The organism is Haloarcula pellucida, from assembly GCF_014647235.1.
GTDB classification, from domain to species: domain Archaea; phylum Halobacteriota; class Halobacteria; order Halobacteriales; family Haloarculaceae; genus Haloarcula; species Haloarcula pellucida.
Genome location: NZ_BMOU01000001.1, coordinates 224,906 through 241,115, shown reverse-complemented (window position 1 = coordinate 241,115; position 16,210 = coordinate 224,906). Strand labels below are relative to the sequence as shown.

16 protein-coding genes are annotated in these 16,210 nt (G+C 63.3%); 10 read left to right on the top strand and 6 right to left on the bottom strand.

Translation table 11 applies throughout. From position 1 onward, the window contains the following. Positions 1–17: 17 nt before the first annotated feature. Positions 18–968, bottom strand: coding sequence for a PrsW family intramembrane metalloprotease (locus tag IEY28_RS01250; protein WP_188993809.1), 951 nt, complete (start codon positions 966–968; stop codon positions 18–20). 153 nt (positions 969–1,121) lie between these two features. Further along, positions 1,122–1,670, bottom strand: coding sequence for a hypothetical protein (locus IEY28_RS01245; protein ID WP_188993806.1), 549 nt, complete (start codon positions 1,668–1,670; stop codon positions 1,122–1,124). A 145-nt stretch (positions 1,671–1,815) separates the two neighbouring features. Here IEY28_RS01245 and purH point away from each other — a divergent pair, with 145 nt between their 5' ends. From purH to folP, 5 genes are all read left to right on the top strand, one after another. Next, a complete protein-coding gene (gene purH / locus IEY28_RS01240; protein WP_188993804.1) occupies positions 1,816–3,396 on the top strand; it encodes a bifunctional phosphoribosylaminoimidazolecarboxamide formyltransferase/IMP cyclohydrolase in 1,581 nt (526 codons plus the stop codon). A 93-nt stretch (positions 3,397–3,489) separates the two neighbouring features. Continuing rightward, a complete protein-coding gene (locus IEY28_RS01235) occupies positions 3,490–4,446 on the top strand; it encodes a formate/nitrite transporter family protein (RefSeq protein WP_188993802.1) in 957 nt (318 codons plus the stop codon). Positions 4,447–4,485: 39 nt separating this feature from the next. Continuing rightward, positions 4,486–5,022, top strand: coding sequence for a hypothetical protein (locus tag IEY28_RS01230; RefSeq protein ID WP_188993800.1), 537 nt, complete (start codon positions 4,486–4,488; stop codon positions 5,020–5,022). A gap of 78 nt (positions 5,023–5,100) precedes the next feature. Next, positions 5,101–5,856 carry a hypothetical protein gene (locus IEY28_RS01225; RefSeq protein ID WP_188993798.1) on the top strand — a complete coding sequence of 252 codons (756 nt, stop codon included), beginning with the start codon at positions 5,101–5,103 and terminating at the stop codon, positions 5,854–5,856. Positions 5,857–5,952: 96 nt separating this feature from the next. After that, the gene (gene folP, locus IEY28_RS01220; RefSeq protein ID WP_188993796.1) at positions 5,953–8,394 is read left to right on the top strand and encodes a dihydropteroate synthase; all 2,442 of its coding nucleotides are present in this window, start codon (positions 5,953–5,955) and stop codon (positions 8,392–8,394) included. Here the strand turns inward: folP and IEY28_RS01215 are convergent. Then, positions 8,387–8,557 (bottom strand): hypothetical protein, encoded by a 171-nt coding sequence (locus IEY28_RS01215; protein WP_188993793.1) that lies wholly within the window; start codon positions 8,555–8,557, stop codon positions 8,387–8,389. The genes folP and IEY28_RS01215 overlap by 8 nt on opposite strands. 150 nt (positions 8,558–8,707) lie before the next feature. Here IEY28_RS01215 and IEY28_RS01210 point away from each other — a divergent pair, with 150 nt between their 5' ends. Beyond that, positions 8,708–9,319: a class I SAM-dependent methyltransferase gene (locus IEY28_RS01210; protein ID WP_188993792.1), complete on the top strand. Its 612-nt coding sequence runs from the start codon at positions 8,708–8,710 to the stop codon at positions 9,317–9,319. Between the two features lie 76 nt (positions 9,320–9,395). Here IEY28_RS01210 and IEY28_RS01205 read toward each other — a convergent pair whose 3' ends face one another. Both IEY28_RS01205 and IEY28_RS01200 read right to left on the bottom strand, forming a co-directional pair. Further along, complete coding sequence (locus IEY28_RS01205; RefSeq protein ID WP_188993790.1) at positions 9,396–11,249, bottom strand: DEAD/DEAH box helicase; 1,854 nt, start codon at positions 11,247–11,249, stop codon at positions 9,396–9,398. Positions 11,250–11,301: 52 nt separating this feature from the next. Next, positions 11,302–11,613, bottom strand: a complete 312-nt coding sequence (locus tag IEY28_RS01200) for a hypothetical protein (protein ID WP_188993787.1) — start codon at positions 11,611–11,613, stop codon at positions 11,302–11,304. A gap of 339 nt (positions 11,614–11,952) precedes the next feature. On the opposite strand from IEY28_RS01200, the gene IEY28_RS01195 reads away from it, so the two are divergent. The 3 genes from IEY28_RS01195 to IEY28_RS01185 all read left to right on the top strand — a co-directional run bounded on the left by IEY28_RS01195 (position 11,953) and on the right by IEY28_RS01185 (position 14,014). Next, positions 11,953–12,369: a DUF5518 domain-containing protein gene (locus IEY28_RS01195; protein ID WP_188993785.1), complete on the top strand. Its 417-nt coding sequence runs from the start codon at positions 11,953–11,955 to the stop codon at positions 12,367–12,369. A 144-nt stretch (positions 12,370–12,513) separates the two neighbouring features. Continuing rightward, positions 12,514–13,173: a hypothetical protein gene (locus IEY28_RS01190; RefSeq protein WP_188993783.1), complete on the top strand. Its 660-nt coding sequence runs from the start codon at positions 12,514–12,516 to the stop codon at positions 13,171–13,173. An 82-nt stretch (positions 13,174–13,255) separates the two neighbouring features. Beyond that, the gene (locus tag IEY28_RS01185) at positions 13,256–14,014 is read left to right on the top strand and encodes a creatininase family protein (RefSeq protein ID WP_188993781.1); all 759 of its coding nucleotides are present in this window, start codon (positions 13,256–13,258) and stop codon (positions 14,012–14,014) included. A 502-nt stretch (positions 14,015–14,516) separates the two neighbouring features. Here the strand turns inward: IEY28_RS01185 and IEY28_RS01180 are convergent. Continuing rightward, the gene (locus IEY28_RS01180) at positions 14,517–15,155 is read right to left on the bottom strand and encodes an IS6 family transposase (RefSeq protein WP_188993779.1); all 639 of its coding nucleotides are present in this window, start codon (positions 15,153–15,155) and stop codon (positions 14,517–14,519) included. On the opposite strand from IEY28_RS01180, the gene IEY28_RS21045 reads away from it, so the two are divergent. After that, positions 15,133–15,720, top strand: coding sequence for a TrbL/VirB6 family protein (locus IEY28_RS21045; RefSeq protein ID WP_476729784.1), 588 nt, complete (start codon positions 15,133–15,135; stop codon positions 15,718–15,720). The two genes, IEY28_RS01180 and IEY28_RS21045, sit on opposite strands and share 23 nt — an antisense overlap. The last annotated feature ends 490 nt before the right edge of the window (positions 15,721–16,210 follow it).

Below are 16,210 nucleotides of genomic sequence, written 5' to 3'. Positions count from 1 at the left end.
GTCGTCTCGTCGTCGGCCTACGCGTTCGTCGCGCGTTCGTAGTGGTCCCGATACCGCCGGAGTTTCCGGTACAGCAGGTAGCCGACGGCAGCGTCGAAGGCGACGACGAAGCCGACGAAGACGACCGTGTTCCACGGCAGGAGTGCCGGGAGGTACGTCACCGAGGTGTTGTAGACGGCGTGGATGAGCGCCGCGACGACGATGCCCTTGACGACGATGGGGCCGGCGTCGTCGGGGTTGAACTTCGCCAGTCCGAGGTAGTAGCCCGCGAACGACGAGTACAGCACGTGGCCGGGGCCGACGAACGCTCTGCTGGTCGCCGTCTGGAGCGCCGCCACGATTGGGTCACCGTTCTGGGCCGACGCCGCCTGCGTGTACCCTTGCGAGATGTACAGCGCGTTCTCGATGGTCGCGAAGCCGAGGCCGGCGACGGCGCCGTACACCACCCCGTCGACGACGGCGTCGATGGTGCCGTACCCGCCGACGCGAATGGCGAGCCACTTCACCGTCTCCTCGATGGGGCCGACGACGACGAAGAAGAACACCGCCATCCCGACGACGGGGACGAACTGGAACAGCGGTTGCAACAGCGTGTTCACCAGCGCGGCGATGCTGGCAAAGAGGATGGCGAGGACGAACGTGACGGCCAGCGGTTCGAGCGGTTCGCGCATCGTCGGGTCGCCGTACCAGAGGTAGCCGACGATGGCCAGCGCAGGGACGACCGACAGCGCGGCCAGCACGCCCAGTTCCGGGCGGCGAATCGCGAGCAAGACAGTCGCCGCGAGTTGGGCCACGAACAGGAGCACGGCGAGCGCGATGAGGAGCCAGCGCCGGGACGCGTGCAACGCCCCGTAGAGTCTGACCGAGAAGCCGTCGAGGGCGGACCGCGGTTCCCACTCGGCGACGTCGTAGAGGTCGATCGACCCGGAGAGCGCCGCCGCCACCGGGTCGCTGTCTTGGTCTGGCACGTGCGCCACGTCACGAGGGAGCCACCTCAGACTTTCGGCGGTAGTACTGGCGCCGTCGACGGTCTGGCGGCACAGCGAGTGCGCTCCCGCCGGTCGCTAGGGCACCCACTGGTCGCCGTCTCGTTTCGACGGGGGCGCTTTGCTCACCCCTCGCTACCCCAACCAACCGTAATCCGCGTTCGCGTCCCCGAATCGGCCGTCCGGCGGGTCGTATCGATAGAGGTCCTGTCCGAGCGCGAGCCACGCCAGTCCGTACGGGAGCGCCGCCCACGTCGAGAGGTCGAACCCGAGGAACGCGACGGTCCCGACGGCGAGCGAGACGCCGAGCCACGGCGGCTGGACGCGGGTCCTGACGAGGCCGACGCTCGTAAGCAGCGATCCGCCGACGAGCGCGAGGACGCCCAGTCCGACGACCACCTCACCGACCCCGGTGAGCGCCCGGAGCAGTTGGCCGGCGGCGAAGACGACGCCGCCGGCCGCCCCCAGCCACGCTCCGCCGGTGCCGGGTCGCTTCATCCGGGCACCGTGGAAGCTCTCGACGGCGTAGTGGCCGGCGACGACGCCCAGTGCCGAGAGCGAGACGGCGACCAGAATCCAGTCCCTCTCGCGACCGGTGACGCCCAGTGCCACGGTCCAGCCGACCCACAGGAGTCCACCGAACGCGGCGACGGCTCCGGCCCGCTGACACCGTAGCTTCGACATACCCGCGACTGAACGGGCCGGCTACAAAGGAACATCGACACGGCACCGACTCGGTGCGTGTGACAACGACGCCCGTGTCCGTCGTGTTCATACGCTCAGCGTTCGTTTCGCAACTACTTTGCACGGCCCCACCCGCCACTCAGGTATGAAACTCGCCGGTATGGCCAGCAACCGTGGCCGGAACCTGATGAACATCGCGGACCGCGCCCCGGGCGGGGCGGAATTCGCCGTCGTGCTGACGAACGACGCCGACGCGCCTGTTCTGGAGGCCGCCGCCGAACGCGGTATCCCGACGGAAGTCGTCGAACGCGAGGCCGACGAGGCCCGCGAGGCCCACGAAGAGCGCGTCCTCGACGCGCTCTCGGAGTACGACTTCGACCTCGTGACGCTGGACGGCTACATGCGAATCCTCAGTGAGACGTTCCTGGAGGGCGCGCCGACGACGCTGAACGTCCACCCGTCGCTCCTGCCGAACTTCCCCGGGAAGGACACCCACGAGCAGGTCGTCGAAGCGGGCGTGAAGGTGACGGGCTGTACCGTCCACGTCGTCGACGAGACGGTCGACGGCGGCCCCATCGTCACGCAGGAACCCATCCCGGTCTTCGAGGGCGACGACGAGGAGGACCTGAAAGAGCGCGTCCTCTACGAGGGCGAGTTCACGGCCTATCCCCGCGTCGTCAAGTGGTTCGCCGAGGGCCGCGTCGATATCGACTGGGAGAGCGGGACCGTCGACGTCGAGGGTGACGAGGGCGGATCCTTCCCCGCACGCCGGTTGGTCTCCGACGACCGGGCGGCCGACCTCCGCTACGGGGAGAACCCCCATCAGGACGCCGCGCTGTACGCCGACACGACGGTTTCGGAGGCCAGCGTCGTCCACGCCGACCAGTTGAACGAGGGCGCGAAGGGCCTGTCGTACAACAACTACAACGACGCCGACGGCGCGCTGAACCTCATCAAGGAGTTCGAGGAGCCAGCGGCGGCCGTCATCAAGCACACCAACCCCGCGGGCTGTGCGACGGCCGATACGCTTTCGGACGCCTACGAGAAGGCCCTCTCGACGGACCCGATGAGCGCGTTCGGCGGCATCGTCGCGCTCAACCGCGAGTGTGACGCCGCCACCGCCGAACAGATCATCGACTCGTTCAAGGAAGTCGTCGTCGCGCCGGGCTACACCGACGCGGCACTCGACGTCCTCTGCCAGAAGGAGAACCTCCGCGTCCTCGAAGTGACTGACAACTTCGAGGTCACGGACACGCTGACCGAGAAGCCCCTCGTCGGCGGCCGCCTCGTGCAGGAACGGGACACCCAGCACCTCACGGCCGAGGACCTCGAAGTCGTCACCGAGCGGGAGCCGACCGACGAGCAGATCGCGTCGATGCTGTTCGCGTGGCACACGCTGAAACACGTGAAGTCGAACGGCATCCTCTTCGCGAAGGGCACCGAGACGGTCGGCATCGGCATGGGGCAAGTGTCCCGCGTCGACGCCGTCCGACTCGCGGCGATGAAAGCCGAGGAACACGCCGAGGGCAAGGACGCTGAGGGCGCCGTGATGGCCTCGGACGCCTTCTTCCCGTTCCCGGACGGTATCGAACACGCCGCCGAGGCCGGCATCGAGGCGGTCATCCAGCCCGGCGGGTCGAAGAACGACGAGAGCGTCATCGAGGCGGCCGACGAACACGACATCGCGATGGTGTTCACCGGCCAGCGGTCGTTCAGACACGACTGACGACGGACGGCGGGTGCGTGTGCCGTCGGTGGTTCGGACGCGGCCGGGAGCGTCCCGAAAGAGGCTTCAAAAGCGGTCGTAAACCGTGGATCTATGTCGGACGATACTGACCGGGAAACGGCGGTCCGTGACGCCGTCGACGTCTCACAGAGTGGCGCGCCGGCGGGTGGGCACACCATCCGCGACAGGTTCTCGGCCGACGAAATATTCCAGCGTATCGTCGTCGCGGCAGACGAAGAGATAACCGCCACCACGCGGGAACTGTTCTTCAGCGGACTTGCCGCGGGGTTTGCCATCACCGTCACGTTCCTGCTGTACGCGTCGCTGTACGCGTCGACGGACGGCGACCCGGTTCTGAGCGCGCTGCTTTACCCGCTCGGGTTCGTCTTCATCATCCTCGGGGACTACCAGTTGTACACCGAGAACACGTTGCCGCCGGTCGCACTGACCCTCGAACGGCTGGCGAGTCTGCCGTCGTTGATGCGCATCTGGGGACTCGTCCTCCTCGCCAACCTCGCGGGCGGGTTGCTCGGTGCGCTCGCGCTCTCCTCGACCGGCGTGCTCTCGCCGGCGGCGGCCTCGGCGGCAGAGGGGTTCGCACAGAAGGCCATCGAGACGCCCTGGTGGACGCTGTTCTCGAAAGCGGTGTTCGCCGGCCTCATAGTCGCCGGCGTCGTCTGGGTCGACTACTCGCTTCGCGACAGCATCTCGCGACTGGCGCTCGTGTACGTCTCGTTTCTCGCTATCCCGTTCGGGAACCTCTATCACGTCGTCGTCTCCGCGACGGAGATGCTGTATCTCGTCTTCAACGGCGAACTCGCGCTCTGGGTCGGCGTCTCGCAGTTCGTCGTCCCCGTCCTGCTGGGCAACTCTATCGGCGGCGTCGTGTTGGTCACTGTCGTCAACTACTTCCAGACGACCGAACGGCGGCTGGCATCGGCCCGCGAGGCCGGAAAGAAAAGCCGGCTCACGGTTCGCGAGTGGGTGCTTGGCGGCTTCTCCGATTCTGGTCGGTCATACGTTCCCGTCAACGGACACGACAGGGACTGATGACCAAACCCATATGCCCCGTCTGTGACTAGTGGGACTGTGAACTGGGTCTCGGAAAACCGCCACTGGCTACTGTTTGCCGGCGTCGTCCTGTCGACGCTGGGCGCCGTCGGCGTCGCCGTCGTGGGTCTCGTCGCGACGCTGTCGACGCTCGTGACCGGGGGCCCGATTCTGGGTATCGTCGCCGCGTGGATTCTCGGGACGCTCGTCCTCGCCGGCCTCGACGTGGTCTGTCTCGCCGCGCTCCTCTCGGAACTCGCCAGTCGAGCGTCGATGCCCAAAAGCCAGCGCGCGGCCGATTTCTTCCATCGCGTCGAGTCGGCCCTGCCGCCGCTCGCCGCACTCGGCCTCGGCGACCGGTTCGAACCGTCCGTCGAAGCGCGGCGCGCCGAACTCACCGAACGCTACGTCGACGGGGACCTCTCGGAGGCGGAACTCGAAGCGGAGCTACAGACGTTACTGGACGAGGACGGACGGGCAGGGTCCGGTCCCGTCGAGACCACGCGCGAGAGTGCCGTCGACGCGGCCAAACAGCGTGACCTCGCCGACGACCGAGAGGTCGAAACGGAGACGTAGCGACTCAGTCGCCGGCCGGCGGATGGCTCCGGCCCGCGGTCACGCGGATTTAAATCACGTCCGGCCGTCGTTCGTGGTATGGGCGACTACACGATTCTCCGTGTCGACGTGGACGCCGGCGTCGTCGCGCGGGTACTGGACGCGGTTCCCGGCGTCGCCGTCGCCGAGGCCGAGGCGTCGACGGTGGCCGACGAGGCGGTCGCAGGGACTGCGCCCGCAGGCAGTCGGGACACCACGGCGGAGACAGAGTGCGGCCCGGACGCCGACACAGGGACCGAGGCGGAAGCGCCGTCGGCACTCCGTGAGTGGGGGCTACTGGGAGTCGGCGTCTCGCTGGTCCTCCTCGGGATTGCAACGGTCGGTATCTGGTGGTACCGCCGACGTGACGGTGGCGACGACGAGTCCCTCGCGGGTGGGGAGACACCACCGCCGACGACGAGGGTCGACCGACCGACGGCAGAGCCGTCCGACGAGGAGACGGCGGCCGTCGAGTCGAGTCCGGAAACTGAGGGCGTCCACGAGACACCAGCCCCCGAAGACTCGTCGGCCGAACGCGGCGAGTCCGTCGCCAGTACCGTCCTCGACGAGGAACCGACGCCTGAGGACGCCGAACCGAACGGACGGACCGAGGACCGCTCGAACGTCGAGTGGGCCACGAAGGACGCGCGCGACCGGCAGACCGAGTCCGAGAGCGGCGACGCGGAGACGGCCGACGAACCGACCCCGCGGCCCGGTGGGTCCGTCGACGTCGCGCCGTTGCTCGGCGTGGCTTTCCTCGCGGTGAGCGGGGCCGTCGTCCGGTGGATACAGGACGACAGGCGAGACGAGCAGTAGGGGCCTGTTGGCGACGGCGCTCGGCCGAGTTGGCGGCCTCGCTCGATGCGTACACCGGTCCGACAGGCTAAAGCGCGCGGCTCCGATACTCCGGGCATGGAGTTCCACGAGGCCGCGAACTTCCTCTTCGAGTTGCGCCGGTTCGCGTCACGGGCCGGCACCGACGCCACGCGGGGCCTGTTGTCCGATATCGACGACCCACACGAGGGTCTTCGCTGTGTCCAGATCGCCGGCTCTAACGGGAAGGGCTCGACCGCCCGGATGGTCGAGCGCGCCCTCCGGGAGGCCGGACTGGACGTCGGCCTCTACACCTCGCCGCATCTCGACGACGTACGCGAACGCATCAGAGTCAACGGACGGAAGGTACCCGAGGCCGCGCTCGTCGAGTTCGTCGAGGCGGTCGAACCGTACGTCACCGAACGGGGTGCCAACGGGGAGTCACCGACCTTCTTCGAGACGCTGACCGCCTTCGCCCTCTGGGAGTTCGACCGACAGGACGTCGACGTCGCGGTACTGGAAGTCGGCATCGGCGGGCGATACGACGCCACCAGCGTCGTCAACCCCGTCGCCAGCGCCGTGACGTCGGTCACGCTAGAGCACACGCACATCCTCGGGGATACCGTCGAGGAAATCGCCCGCGACAAGGCCCACGTCGCGCCCGACGACGCGCCGCTGGTCACCGGGGCGACGGGCGACGCCCTCGCCGCGGTCCGCGAACAGGCCGGCGACGTGGTGACCGTCGGCGGCGGCGACGATGCCGACGTGACCGTCACCTACGGCGGTCGCGACGGCCTCGAAGGTGCGGTCACCGTCGACGGCCCGGACTGGCACGTCGACACCCACCTCCCCCTGCTTGGCGAGCATCAGGCCCACAACGCCGGTATCGCGGCGACGCTCGTCCGGCAGGTCGCCGACGTGACACAGGCGGACCTCGAACGCGGCCTGCGAAACGCCCACTGGCCCGGCCGCTTCGAGGTGATGGGCGAGGACCCACTGGTCGTCCTCGACGGCGCACACAACCCCGGTGGCCTCGAACGCACCGTCGAGACGCTCGACTCGTTCGACTACGACGACCTGCACATCGTCGTCGGTGCGATGGTGGATAAGGACCACGTGGGCGCCGCCGAGGCGCTGTCGGCGGCCGACCACGCCGTCGCCTGTGAACCGAACGTCGACCGGGCCGAGAGCCCGGCGGTCGTCGCCGAGGCGTTCCGGTCCGCAACCGATGCGGACGTCGAGACGCGCCACGACGTGGCCGGTGCGCTCGGGGTGGCGCTCGACGCGGCCGACGACGGCGACGCCGTCCTCGTCACCGGGTCGCTCTACGCGGTCCGGGAGGCCCGTACGCGCTGGGCGCGCGCGATGGTTCCCAAACGCGTCGACTCGGTCTCGGAGTCCCGCGAGACTATCAAGGCCGCCCACGTCACCGACGCCGGCGCGTGGCGGATGCGCGGGAAGGGCGTCCACCGCGTCCTCCGAACTCGCGTCCAACCGCGGCAGGCCCAGTACCTCAAGGAGGAACTGCTGTCGCTGGGCGGTGAGTGTGCCATCTCCGGGCTGAACGATCAGGACGAGGAGCGCGTCGACGTCGTCACGATGGCGACGATGGCCCAGTACCGACGGCTGGCCGACAAACTCGACGGCCAGCCCTACGGCCTCTCGACGTTCGCCGACGAACTTCGCGAGGCGCTGGACATCCAGCAGCAGGACGACGCGCGTGGCTATCCGTGGGAGGACGGCACCGCCGTCATGGGCATCCTCAACATCACGCCGGACTCGTTTCACGACGGCGGGGAGTACAACGCCGTCGAGGACGCCGTCGCCCGCGCCGAGCAGATGATCGCAGACGGCGCGGACATCCTCGACGTCGGCGGCGAGTCCACCCGGCCGGGGGCGGACGTCGTCCCGGCCGACGAAGAGAGAGACCGCGTCGTCCCGGTCGTCGAGGCCCTCGCCCAGATGGACGTCCACGTCTCCGTCGACACGCGGAAGGCCGAGGTGGCGCGTGCGGCACTCGACGCCGGTGCGGACATCCTCAACGACGTCTCCGGCCTCGAAGACCCCGAGATGCGACTGGTCGCCGCCGAGCGCGACGTCCCCGTCGTCGTGATGCACTCCATCGAGACGCCGGTCGACCCCGACAGCGACATCCACTACGACGACGTCGTCGAGGACTGCATCGACCAGTTGACCGAACGGGTGTTGCTGGCCGAGAAGGCCGGACTGGACCGCGAGCAGATTCTCGTCGACCCCGGCATCGGCTTCGGGAAATCGGCCGTCGAGAGCTTCGAACTACTGGACCGACTGGCGGAGTTCCGGGCGCTGGGCTGTCCGATTCTGGTCGGTCACTCCCACAAGTCGCTGTTCGGCCTCGTCGGCGAGGATCCGGGCGACTGTCTGGAGGCGACCATCGCGGGGACGACGCTCGCGGCCGAACGCGGGGCCGACGTCGTCCGGGTCCACGACGTGGCGGAGAACGCCGCTGCCGTCAACGTCGCCGAGGCGGTCCGTGACCCCGAGCGCTTCGACACTAACTGAACCCGACCACGAGGTCGCAGTTCGCACAGTGCCAGAGTGTGACCGTCTCGTCGCCTGCGACAGTTACCCTCCCGTCGTCGTGGATACGCACCCGGTGGACGCGGCGGCCGGCCCCGAGGTCGTCTGCCCGTTCGACCTGCGCACCGCAGTCGGGGCAGGTCATAGCGGGGACCATGACCCGGCTTGGTCGTACAGACATATAGTTACAGTTTCTAGCGACTGAGGTGTTCAGACCCGGCGGCGCTACGTGGATAGATTTCACACGACCTCACATAGGCAGAAAGCACTTATCGGCCGCTCCTCCAGCCACGCTATGAACCAGCGGGACGTCGTGAGGGAGGGGTACGACGAGATAGCGGCAACGTACGCGGCCGAGCGTGATGGTGCGGGGCGCGAACGTGCCCTCGTCGAACGACTCGCGTCGACGCTCGGCGATGGGAGTCTCGTCCTCGATGCAGGCTGTGGAGCGGGTACGCCAGCGACCGAGGTCCTCGCTGAGCGACACGACGTGCCCGGTCTCGATATCTCACGCGAGCAGTTGCGGACGGCACGCGAGCGAGTCTCGAGCGCCGGACTCGTACAGGGTGACCTCGCTCACCTCCCGTTCGGTGACGGGACGTTCGACGCCGTCGTCTCCTATCACGCGGTCATCCACGTTCCCCGCGAGGAACACGCCGCCGTCTTCGCCGAGTTCGAGCGCGTTCTCCGGCCGGGCGGGCACCTGCTCGTCGCGGTCGGGGCCGAGGCGTGGGCCGGGGAGAACGACGACTGGTTGGACACCGGCGAGCGGATGGCGTGGAGTTTCCACGGCGCCGATCGGAACCGTGAGTTACTCACAGATGCCGGATTCGAGATAACAACTGTCGAGGAGGTCCCCGACGAACTCGGCGGAACGTTCGCCATCGTACGGGGCCGGGCCTTATAGTAGCCATTGAAAATCAATGCACACCCGATCGCACGACCGCGGTGCGGTCGGTGTGTGAATCGTTTCAATTGTTACGCTAGTCCTCGGCTACGGGCGGGTCGACGGCCTCGGCCTCGGTCTCGTTCACGCGGATGCCCTTCGAGGCGAGGTGGCGCATCTGCCGGCGGACGAAGTCCTCCTCCGTCGTCCCCCGAGTGGCGAGAATGACCATGCGCGCGTCGCCCGCGGGCCGCATCGTCCGCCCGGCCCGCTGTGCCCCCTGCCGCCGGGACCCGCCCAGACCCGAGGCGACGACAGCGAGTTCGGCGTCGGGCAGGTCGATTCCCTCGTCGCCGACCCGCGAGACGACCAGCGTGTCACGTTCGCTCCGACGGAACTCGTCGAACAGTCGCTCCCGCTGGGCGTGGGGGGTCTCGCCGCTGATGAAGGGCGCGTCGATGGCCTCGCTGATGGCCTCGCCTTGGTCCAGATACTCGACGAACACCAGCGCCTTCGCGCCCGGCTGTTCGGCGAGCGTGTACCGTATCTCGTCGACTTTGCCGGTGTTGCTGGCGGCGGCCTGTCGCCGGTCGTGACCCGACGTGGCGGCGTACTCCGAGCGCTCCCCGTCCCCGCCCCACGGGACCAGCCGAATCTCGACTTCGGGTTCGGCGACGTAGCCCTCGTCGAACAGTTTGCCCCAGTCGGTGCCGATGGGCGGGCCGACGAGCGTGAATATCTCCTCCTCGTCGTCGCTCTCGCGGGTCGGCGTCGCCGTCAGGCCGAGGCGGTGTTTGGTCTGGAGGTCGGCGCTCCGGCGGTGGATGGGGCTCGGGACGTGGTGGACCTCGTCGTAGACGATGAGCCCCCACTTGCGCTGGTCGAACAGTTTCCGGTGGCGGTCCATCCCGGCGGTGCGGTAGGTGGCGATGGTAACCGGGCGGATCTCCTTCGTCCCGCCGTGGTACTCACCGATGTCGGCGTCGGAGAGCGACGTGTGTCGGACGAGTTCGTCGTGCCACTGCGTGGCGAGTTCCCGCGAGGGGACGAGAATCAGCGTCTCGCCGCCGATGGCGGCCATCGTCCCCATCGCCGCCACCGTCTTGCCAGACCCCGGTGGCCCGACGAACACGCCAGAGCCCTGCTCGGTGAACCGCTCCACCCAGTCAGCCTGATAGTCCCGCAGGCGGAGCAGGAGGTCCATCTCCAGCGCGTCGCCTTCCTCCAGTTCCCGGTCGTCCCGGACCGGATAGCCCGCCTCGTACAGCGTGCGCTTTACCTCGGCGGTGGCGTCCTCGTTGACCCACGCCTCGGAGTCCGAGATGGGCGCCCGCAGGGTGTCCTCGGCGAGTTTCTGCCGGGCGACGTTTCCCATCAGGTCGTCGCTGTCGGCTTCGAGGACGACGTAGCCGTCCTCGTGCGTGTAGAGACGGAACTTCCGGGCGCGTTCCCACTGGCTCGTCACCCACTCTTCGAGGTGAGGTGAGCGCTCCCCGAGAACGTCCCGCATCGTCGCCAGCAATCCGTCGAGCGACTCGTGGGGGGCCGCCCAGACGTCGGCTTCCCGAATCTCGTAGACGTAGCCGCCCGACCGATTGGAGTCCTGTAGGCGGGCGAACTGCGAGAGTTGTGCCCGCGTGAACTGGTCGGGGTGCTCGACGACGACTTCCCGGCGGTCCGGAAACAGGACGACCCGTTCGCGGTCGGTCACCTCGGCGACGTCGGTCGGGTACCAGACGGCGTCCGTCTCGGCGACGTCCTGTCGCTGGATGTCACCGTCGGCGGCGAGCGCTTCGAGGGCGTCGCGGGCCTCGTCGGGGGTCAAGTCGGTCTTCCGGGAGAGTTCCGTCGCAGTCAGATGTGGCCGACCGACGGCGTCGATGGCGTCGTACACCGCGTCGAGTTCGATAGTCGTACCGGCCGTCTCGTCGGCTGGCTCCTCTGCTGTCACTACAGGCAGGGACGGGCCAGAGGGGCAAACGGGTTTCGTCTGGGCGGTGGCGTCACTTCTCCCGGGACCGCTTACGGTCGTCGAGGTACGCCAGCACGCCGAGGACGTTCACGAGCGGCATCGCGGCGGCGTGGACCCGGATCATATCGGGGTCGTCGGGCCGTCGGCAGACGTCGAGACAGACGGCCAGCGGAATCAGCAGTTCGAGGAGGACGAACAGGAACGCGGCGAGCGTGAGCGGGCGCGAGAGTGACGCCGCGCGGCCCGTCTCGCTGGTGAGGCGGGCACCGAGATAGAGGAGGAGGATCGACAGCATCGCGAGCTCGGGAAGCACGAACGCACGAAGGAGTCGAGCGTCGTCCATTGTAAGCGTCTACGACACGATGGCGGATAACGTCCCCGCCGATGGCTCATAGTGATTGCTGTAACTATGTACCGGTTCGACCATCCGCTGGCTGGCGGTCGATACCGGAATGACTTACAGCAGTCACTATCAGAACAGGCCGTGTTCGTCGACCAATTGCTCGTACAGCGCCCCGTGTGGTAGTAACGCAGTATCTCGGAATCACGTTCCTCAGGGCAGCCGCGTGAGCTACCTTGCTATTCCGATTAGAAGACTGTCTACGAACACCAGCATATTATTACGGGAAATAATATATCGTATATTTTATACACTCTGGCACTCGTGAAGGATTCATAAGAGATGGAGCTTACTCAGTTGCCAAAGATTTCGGAGACCGGCCAATCGCTGCGGATAGCGACGATACTTGGAATCTGTTCGGTTCCGGTTACGGTAGCGGTTTCTTTGTTCTCCTCTGGGAACGTTATTTCGTTCACACCAGTGTTATTTGCAGGAGTTATTGTAGGGTATCATTACAACCGCACCCCGATATCAATCGGCCGTGCTGGCTTACGAACTGGATTACTGGGCGGCCTTCCGACAATATGGCATGTGTTTGAGATTCTGGAAGACGGCTGGTCGGCATCGTTCGAGTACGGTGTTCTAACGGTACTGTTCGTTCCTGTTGCTATTGTTTTTGGACTGTCTGTTGCTGTTCTTGCATCAGTTGTCGGTGCTGCCATCGGAGACAGAGTTGCACGAGGAATTGATCAACTCTAAGCACTCCGTTATTAATGCCGATTCTCAAACACCCCCTTAGTGGACTAAATAAAACCCGTGGTATTCATGCACCCATTATATTGAAGGTTTTATATAAAATTCTGGGTAAAGTATTTTATAAATCACTTAGACTATTTTTACTTTATGAAGGGTGAATTGAAGTCGCTAAGTAGATCTAATGAGTCTGGAGAAGAGGTCAATAAAGAAAGTTATAGTTCGCAGACTCGGAGAAATATACTTAAATTAGTTACTTCTGCGGGAGTCAGCAGTACAATTCTGACCGGAGTGGCATCGGCTAAAAACAACACCAATCGAAGAAAAACATCGGATGGTTCTAATGGCGCTTCAGAACAGTCGAACGGTAATCAGAATCATCCTGAGTGGTTCACAACTGGTTCCGAGAACGAAGTAAACCATACCGTTGATTCAGTTGCTACTGGTGTGGGCATCCAACAAGCAGACGGTGATGATTTAGATCTTGGCGGGTCATTCGATGTTGCAGGAGTTACATTTAGTTGGAGTTTCACACACGAGGCAGGCACGTGTGATTGGGACTTTTGTTTCACAGTATTCGATCAAACGACTTGTGCTGGGAAAGGCAACGACTGCAATACAGAAGTTGAGTACAATTTTACTGCGGGAGTCGCAGAGTTGGATGCCACAGTAGAGGTTGATGGATTAGGAGCGCCGCATTACGCGATATACATCGTTGAGGTGCAGGGCGAAGCATGCGTCTACGACCCAAGCTATGGATACCGATGCAAACAGTTCAGCTGGCAAATCGATGCCGAAGAGGCCAGATAAGACGGTCTGATACCAAACAACGCTTACGTCAACGCTATCGTTTGATAGGATTTTTAATCCATGCGGGAGGACCACCAACTGCATGCCTTCTCGCAGGCCAATACTCCTTGAGGAGATGGTATGGCCAGAAGTCGAATCAGCTCTCGAAAACGAGATACGGACGGCGATCGTTTCCGTCGGGTCGATCGAACAGCACGGTCCCCACCTTCCGTTGAATATGGACACACTGGACGGTGACGAACTCTCGCAGCGGATCGCGGAGAAATTGGGGGATGCTCTTGCTGCACCGACGATCCGGCCTGGCTGCTCGGGACATCACATGGAATTCCCAGGCACAATCACTATCCCACCCGAGACACTGATGGATGTAATCCGGGCATACTGCCGGTCGCTCGATGACCACGGCTTCGAACATATCGTCTTAGTCCCGACGCACGGCGGGAATTTCGGCCCAGTCAAGACTGTCGCACCTGATGTCGCTCGGGAAATCGAAGCCACTGTGATTCCCTTGGCTGACCTCGACGAGCATATGCAGTTACTGAATGATGGCCTCAGCAAGGCCGGGATCGAATACGATCAGGACGTGATTCATGCCGGTGCAGCCGAGACGGCAGTGGTGTTGGCGGTGAATGAGGATCTAGTAAGGGTTGAGAACATCGAGTCCGGCCCTGAAGGGGAGATCTCTACCGCTCGCCTTCTGAGCGAAGGATTCAAAACCATCACCCAAAACGGTGTGCTTGGCGATCCGGCTAAAGCAACCGCTAAAGCCGGCGAAACCATCATTCAGAACGTGGTTGACACCTACGTTGATCACATCGAGAATGAACGTCGTTCTGTGTAGACGCGCACCTCAACCGAGGTTGGACGATTAATGCGCAGACGTTCCACTGCCTTTTCATCCCGTTCGGCCTGAACCAAACACACTCTCCGTGCTGCATCCACCCTCTGTATCTCGCACACCGGCTCTATCAGTTTCAGAGTGTTTCAACGGAGCCTAATATCTGAGTCTAAAGGCCTAATTGATTGTATCCTTATGTGTGTGAGCACGGTATTCCTCTTGCTCTGAGCCCCCTTCTAATACCGACCGGAGCTCGGAAGCACTACTGAATAGAATAGGCGTGTTTTCAACTACTGATATGAGTAGCAATCTTCTCAAAAAGGTTTTATACTGACATATCACAGCAGTATATATGCCCGCTATAGCAGTTGTTGGAGCCCCACTATTCCTGATCGCACAAGGTGCCATCTCATTCTACGCTTATTCTCAGGCAAAAATGTATGAATCACGCTCCCCAGTAATCTTTGGCTCCTCAATATTTGTATTGGGGGTGGTCTTCGTCGTGTTAACTTTGGCATCGGTTCCACCAGACAGCGAAGGCTTCGAGCCAGGATTCTGCTGTCGCCGGCTCGACGTGACTAAACGTATTTGAAAACGAAGAGGTTCGTCGTTTTACCTCACGAAAGATACGTTCGACGCTGTTCCGATTTCCGTGGCGACGGATATGAAATCGGAGGCCGAGTCGTGAGAGTGCGTCTTTGAGATGGGCAGCGTCGTCGATGAGAAACGTCGCATCGTCGATGTTGTGTTTCTCGCGGAGTTCACGCAGAAACACGAGCGTGAGTCCCGAATTCGTCGTTGGAAACAGGCGGACGTGCAGGAATTCGTTGGTTGTGGGATCGACGGCGGCGTACAGCCAATAGCGCTCGGTCCCGAGCTGAATTACGGTTTCGTCGACCGCAACGTAATTCGACGATCTCGTGCCGGTCGGCTGTAGATCAGCCTTCTGCACCCAGTTATGAATCGCTGTTCGACTGCGTTGGACACCCAACCTCTCAAGATGCTGTTTAGTATTCGAAGGTGATAAGACAGCCAGATGCAACTGAATACCCATTTCAACGATCTGCTCGGGTGTCCGCTCACGCTCCACAAAATCCAAATCAATCCAGTCGCTATCTCCGGTGAGGCGGTCGATTTCGGACATAGAGCATTCGAAACACCGACCGCCTCATCCTTATCTTAACACGACGGCCGCTAACCCACCTTGGACTAAGGTCATCCCGAATATATACTGGAAACTCGTGATTCCCCTCGCACTGGGACTGCAATTCTTGTCTGCCGCCTATCTGGGGTTGAGATATTCGTCGTTATCTCACGGACGTCGGAAAAGGTCCGCTGCACGGCTGCTAATCGCATTTTTGTCCCTCTTCTTTTGGCCCCCGCTCGCATCAGCTTCAGGAACATTCTTCGACGCTATTGGCCACGCGATAGTGACTGAGGGGATCGAGAGGTCAGAAGTCACTTCCTGGGCAATTAGTGCTGCCGTTCCTGGAGAACATCTCTATGATGGAGTCACCCTAATCTTGCTGCTCGTTATGGCGTACGTCTTCCTCAAGTCTATCTTCATATTTGTCGGAAGATACATCGGCCTCATTCTGCTGACCCTAATGATATCGTTGATAGCTACCTTCTGGTTAGTCACAATCTGGCCACTCAATCAGTTCGACAACTGGCTCGACAAGCAGCTAGCTCGTATTTGGCTCTGTTAGTTGCCGGCCTCCCACCTGCATTCCTGCTTCGGATAGGTGCAGATGTTGGATTCGTGCTACCAGATCGTCTTTCCTGGGTAGTATTTACGGTGACTCTCTGGACCGTTGCAAAATCACAGAAATGGTTGCTGAGCCATGGAGCTCCCCCACTGGTCAAGCTGGCGGACCAAGCGCGGGCTCAGGCAGCCAAACCAGTCAATGCCGCTGAAGATGCTGCCTGGTCCGCAGCGACGGTTGGAAGCTATGCTGCAGTGGAGGGCTCGGCGGCTGTGCTGTCTCTGCTGCGCGGGGTGCTGTCGGCTCTGGACGGACTCCCTATGGTGTTCACATGGTCCACCAGCAGCTAACCAAAACCCGGGCTGATCGCGGCGCTCCGACCAGTTACGCTCCAAAAGGCGGTCGAACCAAGGCATCCGATCGGTCACGAAGAAACGCTGTCCAGAATGCATCAACTCGCGTCACAGCCAGTACGAACTCACAGACGACTAGC

Coding starts and splice junctions, on each gene's coding strand:
- IEY28_RS01245 (WP_188993806.1), bottom strand. CDS start 1,670: ATGTCGAAGCTACGGTGTCAGCGGGCCGGAGCCGTCGCCGCGTTCGGT.
- purH (WP_188993804.1), top strand. CDS start 1,816: ATGAAACTCGCCGGTATGGCCAGCAACCGTGGCCGGAACCTGATGAAC.
- IEY28_RS01235 (WP_188993802.1), top strand. CDS start 3,490: ATGTCGGACGATACTGACCGGGAAACGGCGGTCCGTGACGCCGTCGAC.
- IEY28_RS01225 (WP_188993798.1), top strand. CDS start 5,101: ATGGGCGACTACACGATTCTCCGTGTCGACGTGGACGCCGGCGTCGTC.
- folP (WP_188993796.1), top strand. CDS start 5,953: ATGGAGTTCCACGAGGCCGCGAACTTCCTCTTCGAGTTGCGCCGGTTC.
- IEY28_RS01215 (WP_188993793.1), bottom strand. CDS start 8,557: ATGACCTGCCCCGACTGCGGTGCGCAGGTCGAACGGGCAGACGACCTC.
- IEY28_RS01210 (WP_188993792.1), top strand. CDS start 8,708: ATGAACCAGCGGGACGTCGTGAGGGAGGGGTACGACGAGATAGCGGCA.
- IEY28_RS01200 (WP_188993787.1), bottom strand. CDS start 11,613: ATGGACGACGCTCGACTCCTTCGTGCGTTCGTGCTTCCCGAGCTCGCG.
- IEY28_RS01195 (WP_188993785.1), top strand. CDS start 11,953: ATGGAGCTTACTCAGTTGCCAAAGATTTCGGAGACCGGCCAATCGCTG.
- IEY28_RS01190 (WP_188993783.1), top strand. CDS start 12,514: ATGAAGGGTGAATTGAAGTCGCTAAGTAGATCTAATGAGTCTGGAGAA.
- IEY28_RS01185 (WP_188993781.1), top strand. CDS start 13,256: ATGCCTTCTCGCAGGCCAATACTCCTTGAGGAGATGGTATGGCCAGAA.
- IEY28_RS01180 (WP_188993779.1), bottom strand. CDS start 15,155: ATGTCCGAAATCGACCGCCTCACCGGAGATAGCGACTGGATTGATTTG.